This window comes from Bacillus cereus group sp. BfR-BA-01330 (assembly GCF_022663885.1).
Taxonomy (GTDB): Bacteria; Bacillota; Bacilli; order Bacillales; family Bacillaceae_G; genus Bacillus_A; species Bacillus_A cereus.
This window is the reverse complement of record NZ_JAKUGK010000009.1, coordinates 25,298-41,196: the sequence shown is the minus strand read 5'-3', so window position 1 is coordinate 41,196 and position 15,899 is coordinate 25,298. Positions and strand designations below refer to the sequence as shown.

Genomic DNA, 15,899 nt, shown 5'->3' with positions numbered 1-15,899 from the left:
TGCTTATTCAGTCCTCTCCACTAAAATTTATTTGGATTCCAACTTTCATTTACAGTTTTTAAATCTTTAGGTGTATCGACACTAGCCCAAAAGTCATTGTGTTCATAGACGGCGAGCTCATTGTCTTTTATTAAATTTCGAAGAGGATCTTCTTCTAGAACACAATCATCATTATTACTTAAATAATTGAATATTTCTTTGTTAAATACAAAAAAACCGCCATTAATTACTTCATCAAGTAATGGTTTTTCTTTAAAATCAATAGCAATTCCATCTTCGACCGCCAATAGGCCGTATTGACTATTTTTTTTAATTCCAGTTAATGTAGCAATTTTTCCTTTTTCTTTATGGAATGCTATTAGTTGATCAATATCTATATTGGCTAATCCGTCACCATAAGTTAATAAAAAGGTTTCACCCTGTACAAAGGATTCAAGTTTTTTTAGTCTTGCCCCGGTCATTGTATCAATTCCTGTATCTATAAAGTGTATATTCCAATTTTCTAATTTCTGAAGTAGCGTATATTGACTGGTTTTAAAATTCAAACTAAAGTCATTCTCTTTCCAGCTAAAGTCCATAAAATATTCCTTAATTTTCTCACCTTTATATCCTAAGGGTAAAATGAAATCAGAATGTCCATATTTTCTATACCAATTCATTATATGCAAGAGGAGAGGCTTTCCTTGAACTCGAACTAATGGTTTGGGAATGTCCTCTAAAATTCCTTGCATCCGAAGCCCTTTTCCGCCACACAAAATTATGACTTTCATAGATTTATTTCCTTCCTCTCTATATATTTTACTAATTTAAACTATGTAGTTTGTTTGGTAAATGTATACACGGTTGTACCATAATGACAATCAACTAAAAAAAATATGTTAGATTTATAATTCAGATGCTGATTAAACGTGGAGAATACACACTGTAGTTTATCATTAATTATATGTAAATTAGGTTCTTTTAAAATCTATGCTTTAGTTTATTTAATATTAATGAAAGAAATTGCTTGTTCTTAAGATAAAAGAAGGGGAAGGAAATCAAGGGAATTGAAGAAGCTTATAATGAAATATCCAAGAAGACAAAATATAAGATAAAGTATGGAAGTAAGTAGTCGTGAATGCACTACATAAGCAGAATATGCTGATCGCATAAATGATTATACAGAAATCAATAGAAGAATAACAAAGGGAATTAGCCATTTAAAGGAAAATGGAACAACTATTTTTACATTTTATAAATTCAAAAAAGAGCACCGCATAAAGGTGCTCTAGTGATGGAACTAATTTTGTAAAGAACTATTTATTCAATAAAGAAGGACTTACGAATTATTATATGAACGTTTTGTTAATTAAGTGTGTATCAATTAGACAGGAATTTTATTTTTCTACACCTATTTGATTTTACGGGCCAAATCATGTTAAAAGTAAGAAGAAAATTATTAAGTTAATGTTATTTTGTTTAAAATAACATCCCAATCGGAATCATCACCTTCCCATCTATCCTGATAACGTGGGAGTTCAATTGAACAAACCCTCGATATTCCCCAATTTTGTTCAACAATATTAGATATACCCTCCTTGAAATTAACAATAAGAATATTAAAATCCTTATTTGTAATTTTAGATAATACGTTTTGTAATTCAACCGCTTCATCTCGATTTCCCCAAATTCTAATGAATAAAATGGATTCACTACTATTTATTTTTTCAAGGAATCGATTAATTCTAGTGTCTAATTTAGCTTTAAAAGAAGGATAGGTTGATTTCAAATCCTTTTCGGAATTAATAGGAAAATCATGCATTGAAAAACAATTATAATAAGTGTCCTTTATACAGTAGGTAATTCGTTCTGCCCATTTAATTTGATTATCAAATTCTGATTCAATAAGACCGTAACTTTCTGAACCTTCTATAACCATATTTTCCAACTTCATGAATTTTTTAAATCGATTTTGAAGTAATCTGTTTACATCTGAAAGTGATGGATAATAAAACCAATCTAAAGGTCCAGAAAATGTTCTTAAATTGTGTCTTTTGATTTGGTTGGTGACTTGACACAATCCTCCTAAACTTACAATTACGCCATAGGATTTTTGTATATCTTCTAGGTTCATCCTCATCATCCTTTATAAAAGTAATTTAAATTATCTGTTCAGTATATGATGCAATAACATATTGATGTGGACCTATATATCACAGTACATAGAGCTAAGACATTTGTATAAATTTAAAAAGTCAAATACCTAAGTTGAGGGATTTTATCTTTGACGTTATATCATGGAGTTATTATTGGAATGAAAGCTGGTAGGGATATTGCGCCAGAGTTATATATTCTCCAGTAACTTAATTTAGAAACCTGTTCTTGATTACTGTAGTAAAATTGTTGTTCTTTTAAAAGAATCCTTAGATAAAAAAGAAAAATCTATTGGCTAGCATTTAACCAGTAGATTTTTCTTTTCATCTTCATAGTTTTCCTGCCTCTCTTAAAGTTATGATATATAATCTTTTAAAGACTGACACGGTGCATTTTTTTCATAATGCACGCAAAAAAATCAGTTTAAGAATTATGTGAAATCGTGTCAAAAAATTAAAGGTAATTATATATGTATTTAAGATGATATCCATCTGCGTGTATTTTTTGAAATTTTTAGATAAATGCAATGATAATGGCTTCTTAAGAATTAATTTAGCACCTTGTTTATTTAGAAAAGCCCTATAAACCATTTAGTTCATAGTAAAAGTAATATATTTAATATTAAATGTCTTGCATAATGCGATAAAATTTCACAATTTTTTATCAATATATACAGAAAAAGGTAACGAAACTTAAGCGATATTTAATACTTTTCATATTTGTGAAGTATGTGAATTTGTTTATTTTAACATCTAAGATGTTAGATGTTGTTTTTTAAACATTACTTATCCGGATTCATGAAAAGTATTTTAATGCATTATTTTTATTTTATATAATAATATTTAGTTTTAATATTAAAACTAAAATATGGAAGTAACATAGGGGATTTACGCATATAGTAATGTTGATGGTAAAATTAACAAAATTTTCATTTAAATCAGATAAAACTATGATGTTTTTAACTTATAATCATGTTACTACGATGAAAAAATGGCTACTAATTAGTTAATTTAAAAATCAATTTTAGATAGGAAGAGGATAATGAAGACCAGAGATAGTTATAAAATTATTGTAATTGGTGCTGGGACAGCAGGACTATCTTCTACTGCACATTTATTACGAAATGTACCCCTATTGAAAGAAAGTATAGCAATTATTGATCCATCAAAAAAACATTACTTTCAGCCACTATGGAGTTTAGTGGGGGGAGGAATTGTTTCAAAGGAAAGTACGATGCGTAATCAGGAATCGCTTATTCCAAAAGGGGCAACGTGGATCCCTAAAAGTGTTGTTGAGTTATTTCCATCTGAAAATAAGATACTTTTAGATGACGGACTGCTACTTGAGTATGAAATTCTTATTGTAGCAGCTGGTATCCAAATAAATTGGGACAGTATTAAAGGCTTAAAAGAGTCTATTGGCACTAATGGGGTATGTAGCAATTATTCTTATACATATGTTGATTCTACTTGGAGAGAAATTGAAAAATTTAAAGGAGGAAATGCGCTTTTTACCCACCCTAATACTCCTATTAAATGCGGTGGTGCTCCACAAAAAATTATGTACTTAGCAGAGGAGTATTTTTGTAATAGTGGTGTAAGAAACAGAAGTAAAGTAATATTTTATTCTGCAAACAATAACATATTTCAGGTTCCACGATATGCAAATACTTTAGAACAAGTACTAGAAAGAAAGCAAATTATAACGAATTATAATAAAAATCTAGTGGAAATTATCGCCGAAAAGAGAGAGGCAATTTTTGAAGATACGCAAACACTAAAAAGAGAAACCGTACCATATAGTATGATACATGTTGTTCCGCCAATGGGGCCACCTAATTTTATTAAAGAGAGTGAGATAAGTGATCATCAGGGGTGGGTAGATATAAGCCCTTATACTTTGCAGCATGTGCAATATAAAAATATTTTTGGACTTGGAGATTGTACCAATTTACCTACCTCTAAAACTGGAGCAGCAATTCGAAAACAAATACCCGTCTTAAAACAAAATATTATGGACGTACTTAGCGGAAGAGATTTACAGGCTAAATATGATGGATATACATCATGTCCGATTGTTACAGGATATAAAAGTCTTATACTTGCTGAATTTAACTATGAACATGAGCCTCAAGAAACGTTTCCATTTAATCAAGCGAAAGAACGGTATAGTATGTTTTTACTTAAAAGATATATGTTGCCATATATGTATTGGAATTTAATGTTGAAAGGGATTCTATAGGAGAAGATAAAAAGTGGTTACAAAAATTGAAAATTAATTTGAAATAACTAATTGGAGGGAATAGCTATGCTTTTAAAATATTTTTATGATGAAAAATTAGCACATGCTTCCTATTTAGTCGGTTGTCAGAAAGAAGGCGTAGCAATCGTTATTGATCCTAGTCGCTATATAGAACAATATATAGAATTTGCTAAGAAAGAGGGGATGGAAGTAATTGCTGCGGCTGAGACTCATATTCATGCTGATTTTCTTTCTGGGTCTAGAGAACTTTCTAATCTTTACCCTGCAAATTTATATGTATCTGATGAAGGAGATTGTGATTGGAAATATCAATATCTTAACGAAGGTCGATACAAATTGGTTAGAGAAGGCACAGAGTTTAAAGTAGGTCATATAAAATTTAATGTAATTCACACCCCAGGGCATACGCCTGAAAGTATTTCTTTTTTAGTAACTGATACAAGTCAAAATAATTATACGAATGATAAACCGATAGGAATATTCACAGGTGATTTTATATTTGTAGGAGATATAGGAAGGCCGGATTTATTAGAAACTGCAGTCGGTATTAAAGATACTGCAAAAATAGGAGCGAAACAATTATTTGATTCTATACAAAAAATAAAAATACTTCCTGATTATTTGCAAATATGGCCATCACATGGTGCGGGAAGCGCATGTGGAAAAGCATTAGGAGCAATTCCAACTTCTACATTAGGTTATGAAAAGATGTTCAATTGGGCATTTCGGTGTAATGAAGAAAGTGATTTTATATCGACTTTATTGACGGCACAGCCAGAGCCTCCAAAGTATTTTTCATTAATGAAGAATTTAAATAAGTATGGTCCGCCAATTCGTAAGAAGAGAAAAAGTACTGCTATTAATACAGTAGAAGAACTTCAAGAAGTTTTGAAGAGCGTTTATCAAATAGTTGATATAAGGGATGTAGAGAGTTTTGCTGCAGGTCATATCGAGAAGTCAATTAACATACCTTATAACAATTCTTTCACAACTTGGTGTGGATGGTTATTAGATTATAAAAAAGAAACTTTAATAATTCTAGATGAGGAAAAGGTTAAAGTAGAGGCAGTTATTAGAGAATTTGAATCTATTGGGTTAGATAATATTATTGCTTTTGCACCCTTAAAAGTAATACAAAGACTTGATAGATTTGAAAGTTACAAAGAAAAAACATCGATTGAATTATATCCGCATATAAAAGGTGGAAGCGTTAAGGTTATCGATGTGCGTAGTAAAAAAGAGTGGGAGGAAGGACACCTTCATGATGCAATACATATCACTTTAGGTAATCTATTTGAACAACTAGATTATATACCGAAAAATTTTCCAATAGTTTTGCAATGTCGAACCGGATTACGTTCCGCTATAGCAGCTAGTATTTTACAAAGAGCTGGTATAAAGGAAGTAGTGAATTTAAAGGGAGGATTTCTTGCATGGAAAGAAGAAGGGCTTCCTTATACAACATGCAATCTCAATGTGTAGGAAAATATTATATGCTAGGTAAGAATAATTAAAAGAAGTTATAGATGACGTGTTAGAAAAGGGAATCATAATTGTCGCAGATTCAGGAAATACATTAGGATTATTAATTGATTATCCAGTTAAATATGAAAATGTAATATTTGTTTTAGCATTAAATAATTTAACATTGGATCCATCTTTTATGGAATGGCAGTGTTGGAAGTACTTAGGTATTATCAATAAGAACCCAATTTAAAATTCTCTTGGATGCAAGAGAATTTTTTTATTGGGAATAGTAAGGGGGAGGGGAGGTGCATTACATATGGGAAAAGGTAGAAGTAATAATGCTGGTAAAAAGCAACCGAATTTTGATGATTCATCTAATTTTGCTAAACAAAGCCAGCCGACAGAAAAGAAGAAGAAATAAGAACAAGAGCTCTCTTGATAAAGGGAGCTCCTGTTAAAAGTGGACTGACGTTTCAGAATAACATATCGATGGATTAACCCAATAGCCATAAATACAAGGTTTTAATTTTTCGAAGGGCATCTAATTTAATATTATTGTCCCGCTTTTTTATACTTATTGACGCGTTAAATCTATTTAAAATGCTCCTTAATGGCGTTGGGCGTGATCTTCATTAAAATTTTTTAAACCTAATGGGACTTACCATTAAGAGGGCGAGGATTAAAGTAATCCATGCATTACTATATGAAAACAATGCCATACCAGCCAATGATAATCCTGCAGCTGGAATAGGTAATCCCTTAAAATATCCAATAGTTGGTTTAATACTAAATTTAGCTAATCTTAAAGCACCCATTGTTGGGAATAGGATAAATGCCAAAGAAGTTAAAATAGAAGGTGTTGCTATCGTATGAAATAAAAGCGCAGGAGCGACGCCGAAACTAACAATATCAGCTAAGGAATCCAATTCTATGCCAAACTCACTGTTCACTTTTAATTTTCTTGCAATTCTTCCATCAAGAAAATCTAAAACAGCTGAAAAGAAAATGAGAATGGAGGCTGCTCCTAAATATTCACTCATATTCAAGGTGATTGAGAAAACACCGCACAATAAATTTCCAATCGTAAATAAATTCGGTATAACTTTTACAAGCTGATTAAACAAGTTTGTTCCTCCTAAATTAATTAAACTTCACATTTCTGTAGCAATTTCTATATATTCTTCCGTTATTCTTAAAAATATATGACCACTGTATTACTGTAAGCTAATTAAATTTCGATAAGAGAAAAATTGATTTCTTAAATGTTCCACTGGTTTATAAAAATGTTTAATCATTTTCAGTACGCGTTATTGAATATTAGCACCTGATAGTTGATATTTCGAGTAGTCAGGGATTTTCCGGTTCTGGTGCAAAAAATTCAAGGTAATTAAAAATAATCTCTAAAAAGGAGACATAATGATATTATTATTTTAAAAAGGTTCGTGGTTGGTATCGAATATAAAAAAATAGAATTTTTATACAAAAATCACCCGAAAGGGTGCCTTTTGTACCTCTTAAAATGACTGAAGATGTGTTTACTTGAGTTCATTAGGTAGTTAGAGGTTGATAGACTATCTTTAACGAAAATGTTGAGTAGTTCATCTTCATTATATATCAATTTAATAATGATTGGGGATTTAGAAAGTTCCATGGAAAGTACATATCAACCTGATTGGAAGATTGGAAATTTAATAACTGGTGATACATGTTACTTAACGCAACATTTTGGTGCGCAAATGAAAATTTTTAAAGTCCACACAAATGGTACCCTAGAACGATTCCAAACAATAGAACCAGAATTAAAATAAAATTTTTGTAGCATCAATTAAATTCATTTCTTTTTATGCAAACACACTTTCAGCGGAACTAACTTCTTCACTATTTTGCGCTGGAAAGACTTTATAAAAAATGGTTACGTTTTCTGATCTTGAAATAACCCTCTCAAATTGCAATCCTGCTTTTTCTAAAAGCTTTACTGCATCAACAATAGAAGTAATTGCTACAAAAGTTTTTTAAATAAAATTTATAAAAGCTTGATAGGTAATACCAAGGGAAAAGACCGTAGCTACTATATGTGCAGTCCATTTAGGCATATTTAAATTTAATACGGTATTGTACAACATTCCATATACGATACAAATGATTAATATGAATGCAATGAATTGAAGAACTAATAAAAATAGAGGTTGTTCCATTTATTCTCACTTCCTTTATTTGATATATTAATATAATTTATTTAAATGTGAAAGTTTTATTTCTATGAATTTCCAAAAAATGTGATATGAAAGGCATAGTAGTAATCACAAGAATTACTGCAAAACTATAATGGAACTAAAAGTATTATTACGAGATCAGTAAAATAGTAAAGAAGGTCACCATTCACGGCGACCTTCTTTACTATGCGTTATATCCAAATAATTTTAAATCTTCTCCTGAATCTGAAATGATTTTCTCAAATCGTAATCCTACTTTTTCTAAAAGCTTTCCTGAGGCGATGTTATCTATAGAAGTAATTGCTACAATTCGTTTCATGCCGAGCTTTTGTACACCGTATTCGATTATCGCAGAAGCTGACTCGTAGCCATATCCTTTTGAACGGAATGTTTCTAAAAAGGCAAATCCGATATCAACGTCTTCTAATGAATCTCTTTTAATAAGGCCACACATACCAAGTGGAGTGAGATCTTCTTTGCGTTCTACTAAGTAAAGGCCAAATCCGAGTTTGTTATACATATCGATAGGACCGTTTACAATATAATTTTTTGCATCTTCTAAGTTTCTAACTCCTTTGTCACCGATAAACTGAATCCATGCAGGATCGTTTACTAAATCAAGAATAAAAGGAGCGTCTTTTATATCAAACCAACGAAGATTAAGACGTTCAGTTTTAAGAACTATCAATTATTACACCACCTTTAAAAAGTTATAACAATTAGTATGGATTGTGTAAAACAAAAGTGCAACATATTTTAGTGGGGCTTTGTTTGTTCACATAAAGTTCGTTTGTTTTGTATAGAGAGATATTTTATAATTAGGATTGATTGTAAAGAGTGAGATGCTTATACAATGACTCCTAGGTGACTAGGAGTTTTTACTATATAACTATCATTATTACTAAATATGACACACTACACATTCTACTCAAGGAGGTACATAATGAAGAAATTATATAATGCATCGTTTACGTATTTGATTATCGGTTTATTATCAGGGATTTTTGCTAGGGAGTATGGTAAGTATAAAGGGATTTTAGGATCTACTTTGTTAAATCTTTTGCATACGCATACACTTGTACTTGGCTTTTTCTTCTTTTTAATTGCTTTAGGATTAGCAAAAGTATTCGCGTTTCATGAAGTGAAAGGGTTTAATAAGTGGTTTGTTTTACATAACATTGCATTAACTTTAATGTTAGGTTCGCTAGCAGCGAGAGGGCTTCTTCAGTTAAATGGAGCTGACTTTAAAGGGTTAACTTATATTGTAGGGTTTTCTCATTCGTTGATGGCAGTTACTTTAATTTGGTTTATGTTGTTAATAAAGAAATCGTTTAAAATGTAGTGAAAAAGAACTTGTAGCGTGTGCTGCAGGTTCTTTTTTTTATGTTCACGTCAAATAATCTTATTTTTCTAATTATTTTGTATAAAAATGGTATACTAATTTTAAACTTAAAAAGGAGAGTTGATTATGGAAATAACAATTGAACATGTAGTAAATGAATTAAAAGGCATACTTCCTGAAGATCGAGTAGTAATAAATATGACAGTAAGAGAGTTACATAGTAAAGATGAATCTTACCATAGTAGTAGTTTACCTGATGTAGTTGTTTTTCCAAAAACGACCGAAGAAGTTAGCGCGATAATGAAAATAGCGAGTCAGTATGGGACAGCTGTCGTTCCATTTGGAGTAGGGTCCAGTTTAGAGGGACATGTAATTCCTTACGAAAAAGGAATTACAATGGACTTTTCTCTTATGAATAAAATACTTGAAATAAGAGAAAAGGATTTTCTTGTGAGAGTACAGCCAGGGGTGACGCGCTCTCAGCTTAATAAAGAATTGAAAAAGTATGGATTATTTTTTAGTGTAGACCCAGGAGCTGATGCAACGTTAGGAGGAATGGCAGCTACAAATGCGAGCGGAACGACAGCGGTAAAGTATGGGGTAATGCGTGATCAAGTTCGAGATTTAGAAGTTGTTCTTGCTGATGGAGGAGTAATACATACCGGGAATTTAGCGGCGAAGTCATCATCAGGTTATCATTTAAATGGTATTTTCGTAGGCTCAGAAGGAACACTTGGATGTTTCACGGAGTTAACTTTAAAAGTATACGGTATACCAGAACATGTTATGGCTGCGAGGGCATCGTTTCCAACTATAAATGATGCAGTAGAAGCTGTAATTAACATATTACAAGCAGGTATTCCAATCGCGAGAATTGAACTCGTTGATGAATTATCTATGAAACAAGTAAATCATTACAATGAAACAAGTTACAGAGAAGAACCGACACTGTTTTTAGAGTTTCACGGCAATGAAGCAGGGTTAAAGCAAGATATTGAATTTACGAAAGAAATCGTTCTTGATCATAAATGTATAGAAATTGCGTTTGAGATGGAAACAGCAGCGAGAAATAAACTGTGGGATGCAAGACATAACTTAGCGTACTCTTACGTGCATAGTTATCCTGGTAAAAAGCTAATGAGTACAGACGTATGTGTGCCAATTTCGGAATTAGCTGGAGCGATTCAACATGCGAAAGAGGTATTAGATAAAGTAGGGCTTATTGGCGGTATTCTCGGTCATGTTGGGGATGGGAATTTCCATGTACTCTTAATGATTGACGCAAATGATAAAGAGGAAGTAAAGAAGGCAGACGAAATAAACGAAAGTATCGTTTTGTATGCTCTTAAACGAGGAGGAACGTGTACAGGAGAACATGGCGTTGGAATCGGAAAACGAAAGTATCAAGAAGAAGAACATGGGGCGGCATTATTTGTAATGGAGAAAATAAAGAAAGCTCTTGATCCGCAAAATATTTTGAATCCGAATAAGGTGTTTCAATTAAAAGATAGGGGCTGAGTGGATGAAAGTACTAGAAGCGATAAGTAATATAGCTGGAAAGTATTTTGCATTTTGGACCGGCTGCTGCACTCCCAAGTGTATTAGCGGCAGTATGGCATAACATTGCAGGGCCAATATTAGCAACCATCTGGTCAAAAAATGCAAAGAACACTTTCAGCGATGAAAATGTATCAATAAATATAGAAAAATAGGAATGATAAATAATGCAAAAACGTATTGTACATTTTGAAGGAATGGTTGTATTTTTAGCCACGATTTATATGTATTCAATATATGAGTTTAGTTGGATTATATTTTTTGTATTCCTTTTTGCGCCGGATTTATCCATGTTAGCGTATGGGATCAATAATCACGTTGGTGCGAAAATATATAACGTATGTCATACATATATCATATCCATATTAATTGTTCTAATAGGTGTCTATTTTAAGATAGATACCGTTATAATGATTGGCTTAATATGGACAGCACATATTGGAATGGATCGAATGTTTGGATATGGATTGAAATATGAGACGGATTTTAAGGATACTCATATTCAAAGATTATAATTGCTTTTGAGGAGAGGGATACGTTGAAACAGAGAATTACTATCGAAGAATATAACATCAAATGGGAAAGTGAATTTAATAAGCTACAAACTCTCATTAACGATGTGATGGAAGACAGCATTTTATCCATTGAACATGTTGGGAGTACATCTGTTAAAGGGCTTGCATCAAAACCAATACTAGATATTGATGTTGTAATAGAAGAGTACGAAATTTTTCATGAGGTAGTAAAAAAACTTGAGAAGATAGGGTACTATCATCAGTTAGAATGGAGCTTTAAAGGAAGAGAGGCATTTGGAAGAAAGGATATGTTCGTTCCATGGAACGAGGGAAATACAGTTTGGATGGAACATCATTTATATGTGTGTGATAAAAATAGTGAAGAGTTGAGAAGGCATATAGCGTTTCGAGATTACCTTCGTGAACATACTGAAGTAGCTAATAAGTATGGAAACTTGAAGGAAGAGTTAGCAAGAGAGTCGAAAAATCGATCTAGTTATATTGAAGGTAAGACCGTATTTATTACAAATATATTAGAAAAAATAAACTAAGGCAGCATGGAATACATGCTGCCTATTGTTTTGAAATAGAAAGCTGCCATTATAAAACAAATACAAACTGGCCCTGTTGATTGATGCGGTTACTAAATATAATAGGAAATAAAATAGAAAAGAGCGGAAAAGAGGGAGCTTATGTACATACCAAAATATTTCGCAATACAAGATGAAGAGATGAAGTACGAAATAATGGAACAAAATAGCTTTGCGACATTATTTTCTCAACATAACGGAGAACCATATGCAACGCACTTGCCGTTGTTGCTAAATAGGGAGACCCTTACTTTACATGGTCACTTCGCACGACCGAATGAACAGTGGAAAGATATTGGGACTCAGCAAGTACTAGCTATATTTCAAGGACCACATAGTTACATCTCTCCGTCATGGTATGAAACAAACAATGCAGTACCAACATGGAATTACGTTGCAGTGCATGTATATGGTGAATTAGAAATTGTTGAAGATGAGAAGACATTAGTAGATTCTCTTCAAGATTTAGTAAATAAATATGAAGATCCAGAGAGCACCTACTCACTTAATGATGTAGATCCAAATTATATGGGAGGATTAAGTAAGGGAATAGTTGGATTCAAAATAAAGATAAATAAAATAGAAGGAAAAGCGAAGTTAAGTCAAAATCATTCTGTAGAGAGACGGAATTTAGTTGTGGAGAAACTTGAGAAAGTTGGTAGTGAGGAGAGTAAGAGGATTGCGGAGTTGATGAGAAAATAAAGCCTACATGAAAGGGAAATATTCTAAATAAGCGTATTTAAAAAGACCTTCTTAATTGAAGGTCTTTCATTTTTTAAAGTGCTTTTTCAGTTGTTGTTGAGTTGTAGTCTTTACTTACGTCAATAGATTGAACAAGGTCAGGTCTTTGGGGTGCCGGGAAATCCGCATGACCTGCTTGATATGTAAATGAACTATTTAGACCAATAGATACAATACTTAGTACAGATAATCCTAAAACGATAGAACTAATTTTTTTTATCATTTTAATGCCCCTTTCTCAAACGTTTTTTCTTTTGCTTGTAACGCTTTATGAAAATACTCACTTGCTTTTATATGGTTATTTTCATCGTAAAGTTTAATGGCTAACTTTTCTGAATATTCTTGAGTATAGTTATATAAAGATTCTTTGTCGAAATACGTAATTCCTTCAAGAATAATTTTTTCTAAGTCTTCAGTTGACTCGTTATTGTTAAGGGACTCTAAAATTTTAAAGTGAAGCATATATTCTTCATTGTTAAGTTCTGTACAAATTTTTAATCCTTTTTTAATAAATTCTGAAGCGATATTTATTTCACCGAGTTTAGAATGTTCTCTTGCTTGTAAGAAAATTGCTTTAAAATGTGTAGGCATTTTTGTTGTCACTTCAGATAAATGACGAATAGCTAATGTTGATAAGTTTTGATTAGCATATAGCCACCCTAAGTTATTACGTACTCTTAACAGTAATGATTCTTCATCCTGTTTCTGTAAAATGTTGATTGCCGAATTATATTTTTCCTCTGCTTGCTCGTATTGTTTTAAATATACAAATGCTGCGCCTAATACGCTTTCACAAGAGGCGACATTCTTTTCATACCCTACAGCTTTTATGAAGAATTCTTTCGCTTTGGTTGCATATTCAATAGCCTCAATTGGCTGGTAAAAATGATAATAGAAAATAGCCATTCGATAATTAAATTCCCCTTTTTCTAGATCATCAATGGCATTTACCAGTAGTCTCGCAGCTTTTTCATAATGTTCACTTGCTAAATTATAATTTGTTGTTAAAGTAGCATGAATTGCTTTAAATAAATGATAGTAGTAAGAAAGTTGGTGATTAGGTGAAATCGCGTAAGAATCTATCTTATTAAAACTGTCTTTTGTGATACTTAAACCATCAGTTAAAACTTTGAAACGAAAATTTAGTAGAGAATAGTATAATGCTAAGTTTTCATCTTCTTCAAAGTTTAGTTCCTTTTCCTCAATTTCATGCTTTAAGTTTGCCGCTTGGGACACATCTTGTTTTAACATAGCTAAATACCAGTCATTAAATAATTTTGTAATTTGTTCATTACCTTGTAGTTGAACGTTCATGAAATCCCCTCACTTTTTGAATATTCTTATAAAATATAGTATCAAAAATAAAAATATTTAGAAATGATGTTTTATATTTCTCAATATTTGTTTAACAAGCTTACGAGTAAGTCTATTGGAATAGTGTAGAATTTGTTTTGAACTAAAGAAATGGCATCGGGGGATGTGCATTTTAAAGTTTTAGTTGAGTGGGGGGATATAAAAAAGGTGCGTTCACACAATTTATATGAACGCATCTTTTTACATATTAAACAATCAAGTGCCACAAAAAGTACGATAAGGGCGATTCGTCGGTGCAGGTGGAATGCAGTATTCTTCTTGATCTGTAGAATACGCATAAGGGTTTGATAAAGCTTCAAGAAGTTTCTCCATTACGCTATAGTCGTCATTTGTAACAGCTGCTTCTAATGCTTCTTCTACACGGTGGTTCCTCGGGATGATTGATGGGTTATTATTTTTCATCATCTCGTAGGCGTTTTCTTTCGATTGTTCTTGTCTGTCTAATCGAGATTGCCACAGTTTGTACCATTCTTTAAATTCAGGACTTTCAAATAGAGCTGTATTTTCGATAGCATCAAGAGTTAATGAACGGAATGTATTTGTGTAATCCGCTTTATATTTCTCCATCATTTTTAAAAGTTGCTCAATAAGTGAGTGATCTTGTTCTTCGTTGCTAAATAGTCCTAATTTCTTTTTCATTCCAAGGAACCACTGTTTTTCATACTGTACGCTAAATTTCGAAATTTCGTCTTGAGCGATTTTTAATGCTTCTTCTTCATCTTCGTGCAGAATTGGTATTAAAGATTCAGCTAGTCGTGCGAGATCCCATGCGGCCATATATGGTTGATTTCCATATGCATAACGACCTTGTGTGTCAATAGAGCTAAATACAGTTCCTTGGTCGTAATTGTCCATAAATGCACAAGGACCGTAATCAATTGTTTCGCCACTGATCGTTATATTGTCAGTGTTCATTACGCCGTGAATAAATCCAACAAGTTGCCATTTTGCGATAAGACTGGCTTGTCTTTTAATGACTTCTTGTAGTAATGCAGTATATTGGTTTTCATGAGATTCAATTTCTGGGTAATGCCTTTTTATCGTATAGTCAGCTAGTGATTTCAGGTCCTCTATTGAACCACGAGCTGCAGCATATTGAAATGTACCGACGCGAATATGGCTACTAGCTACTCTAGTTAAAATTGCTCCAGGTAACTTTGTTTCACGATAGGTTGGTTCACCGGTTGTGACAACTGCTAAACTGCGGGTAGTTGGAATATCGAGTGCATACATTGCTTCGCTAATAATATATTCACGTAGCATCGGACCGAGTGCAGCACGGCCATCTCCTCGGCGTGAATAGGGAGTAGGGCCAGAACCTTTCAGTTGAATATCGAAACGCTCACCTGAAGGAGTAATTTGTTCGCCAATTAAAAGAGCACGACCGTCGCCTAACATATTAAAATGTCCGAATTGATGGCCAGCATATGCTTGAGCTAATGGATGAGCTCCTTCTGGGAGTGCATTACCAGCGAAAATAGCAATTTCAGCTTCCTTTTTCAGTTCTTCAGGGGTCAAGCCAAGAGATATCGCTAATGAATGGTTTAGTTTAACTAACTCCGGTGAGCTTACGGGAGTAGGGGGGATTTCTGTATAAAATGATTGTGGTAAAGTCGTATAACTATTATCTAAATTCCAACCTGTTTCATTATTTTTAGTCATTGTATCTCCTCCTTTTTGTATTTTAAGTTATGTATTTGTACGT

General features: G+C 32.6%; 16 protein-coding genes and 1 pseudogene. 9 read left to right on the top strand and 8 right to left on the bottom strand.

Annotation, left to right across the window (positions count from 1 at the left end):
* Nucleotides 1–20 precede the first annotated feature (20 nt).
* Nucleotides 21–770 (bottom strand): sugar phosphate nucleotidyltransferase, encoded by a 750-nt coding sequence (locus MR112_RS23655; protein WP_000864434.1) that lies wholly within the window; start codon nucleotides 768–770, stop codon nucleotides 21–23.
* 668 nt (nucleotides 771–1,438) lie between these two features.
* Complete coding sequence (locus MR112_RS23650; RefSeq protein WP_001047153.1) at nucleotides 1,439–2,113, bottom strand: papain-like cysteine peptidase; 675 nt, start codon at nucleotides 2,111–2,113, stop codon at nucleotides 1,439–1,441.
* 1,061 nt (nucleotides 2,114–3,174) lie between these two features.
* Here MR112_RS23650 and MR112_RS23645 point away from each other — a divergent pair.
* Nucleotides 3,175–4,374: an FAD/NAD(P)-binding oxidoreductase gene (locus tag MR112_RS23645; RefSeq protein ID WP_000857313.1), complete on the top strand. Its 1,200-nt coding sequence runs from the start codon at nucleotides 3,175–3,177 to the stop codon at nucleotides 4,372–4,374.
* 66 nt (nucleotides 4,375–4,440) lie between these two features.
* The gene (locus tag MR112_RS23640; protein ID WP_242245506.1) at nucleotides 4,441–5,877 is read left to right on the top strand and encodes an MBL fold metallo-hydrolase; all 1,437 of its coding nucleotides are present in this window, start codon (nucleotides 4,441–4,443) and stop codon (nucleotides 5,875–5,877) included.
* A 617-nt stretch (nucleotides 5,878–6,494) separates the two neighbouring features.
* Here MR112_RS23640 and pssA read toward each other — a convergent pair.
* Nucleotides 6,495–6,986: a CDP-diacylglycerol--serine O-phosphatidyltransferase gene (pssA, locus tag MR112_RS23635; protein WP_061655026.1), complete on the bottom strand. Its 492-nt coding sequence runs from the start codon at nucleotides 6,984–6,986 to the stop codon at nucleotides 6,495–6,497.
* A gap of 501 nt (nucleotides 6,987–7,487) precedes the next feature.
* Between pssA and MR112_RS23630 the strand changes: the two genes are divergently transcribed.
* A complete protein-coding gene (locus tag MR112_RS23630) occupies nucleotides 7,488–7,670 on the top strand; it encodes a DUF5065 family protein (RefSeq protein ID WP_002041581.1) in 183 nt (60 codons plus the stop codon).
* A gap of 204 nt (nucleotides 7,671–7,874) precedes the next feature.
* Here MR112_RS23630 and MR112_RS23625 read toward each other — a convergent pair whose 3' ends face one another.
* Together MR112_RS23625 and MR112_RS23620 are read right to left on the bottom strand one after the other, a co-directional pair.
* Complete coding sequence (locus MR112_RS23625; protein ID WP_000437513.1) at nucleotides 7,875–8,057, bottom strand: hypothetical protein; 183 nt, start codon at nucleotides 8,055–8,057, stop codon at nucleotides 7,875–7,877.
* 202 nt (nucleotides 8,058–8,259) lie between these two features.
* Entirely contained in the window at nucleotides 8,260–8,763 is a 504-nt protein-coding gene (locus tag MR112_RS23620) for a GNAT family N-acetyltransferase (protein WP_029442937.1), read from the bottom strand.
* A 255-nt stretch (nucleotides 8,764–9,018) separates the two neighbouring features.
* On the opposite strand from MR112_RS23620, the gene MR112_RS23615 reads away from it, so the two are divergent.
* The 6 genes and pseudogenes from MR112_RS23615 (at nucleotide 9,019) to MR112_RS23590 (ending at nucleotide 12,781) form a co-directional block, all read left to right on the top strand.
* On the top strand, nucleotides 9,019–9,417 hold the full coding sequence (locus MR112_RS23615) for a DUF2871 family protein (protein ID WP_000737891.1): 399 nt from the start codon (nucleotides 9,019–9,021) through the stop codon (nucleotides 9,415–9,417).
* A gap of 126 nt (nucleotides 9,418–9,543) precedes the next feature.
* Entirely contained in the window at nucleotides 9,544–10,935 is a 1,392-nt protein-coding gene (locus MR112_RS23610) for an FAD-binding oxidoreductase (protein ID WP_098214412.1), read from the top strand.
* 50 nt (nucleotides 10,936–10,985) lie between these two features.
* Nucleotides 10,986–11,129: pseudogene (locus MR112_RS23605) on the top strand (bile acid:sodium symporter family protein); the annotation flags it as partial.
* Between the two features lie 12 nt (nucleotides 11,130–11,141).
* The gene (locus tag MR112_RS23600) at nucleotides 11,142–11,489 is read left to right on the top strand and encodes a DUF4260 domain-containing protein (protein ID WP_001172060.1); all 348 of its coding nucleotides are present in this window, start codon (nucleotides 11,142–11,144) and stop codon (nucleotides 11,487–11,489) included.
* A gap of 23 nt (nucleotides 11,490–11,512) precedes the next feature.
* A complete protein-coding gene (locus tag MR112_RS23595) occupies nucleotides 11,513–12,040 on the top strand; it encodes a GrpB family protein (protein ID WP_059303544.1) in 528 nt (175 codons plus the stop codon).
* A gap of 141 nt (nucleotides 12,041–12,181) precedes the next feature.
* Nucleotides 12,182–12,781: an FMN-binding negative transcriptional regulator gene (locus tag MR112_RS23590; protein ID WP_000275796.1), complete on the top strand. Its 600-nt coding sequence runs from the start codon at nucleotides 12,182–12,184 to the stop codon at nucleotides 12,779–12,781.
* A gap of 73 nt (nucleotides 12,782–12,854) precedes the next feature.
* Here the strand turns inward: MR112_RS23590 and MR112_RS23585 are convergent, their stop codons facing one another.
* The 3 genes from MR112_RS23585 to MR112_RS23575 all read right to left on the bottom strand — a co-directional run bounded on the left by MR112_RS23585 (nucleotide 12,855) and on the right by MR112_RS23575 (nucleotide 15,856).
* Nucleotides 12,855–13,043 carry a Phr family secreted Rap phosphatase inhibitor gene (locus MR112_RS23585; RefSeq protein ID WP_000592010.1) on the bottom strand — a complete coding sequence of 63 codons (189 nt, stop codon included), beginning with the start codon at nucleotides 13,041–13,043 and terminating at the stop codon, nucleotides 12,855–12,857.
* Complete coding sequence (locus MR112_RS23580) at nucleotides 13,040–14,134, bottom strand: Rap family tetratricopeptide repeat protein (RefSeq protein ID WP_001102704.1); 1,095 nt, start codon at nucleotides 14,132–14,134, stop codon at nucleotides 13,040–13,042. The genes MR112_RS23585 and MR112_RS23580 overlap by 4 nt, the downstream gene beginning before the upstream one ends.
* 255 nt (nucleotides 14,135–14,389) lie before the next feature.
* Entirely contained in the window at nucleotides 14,390–15,856 is a 1,467-nt protein-coding gene (locus MR112_RS23575) for a protein adenylyltransferase SelO (protein WP_000164915.1), read from the bottom strand.
* Between the last annotated feature and the right edge of the window lie 43 nt (nucleotides 15,857–15,899).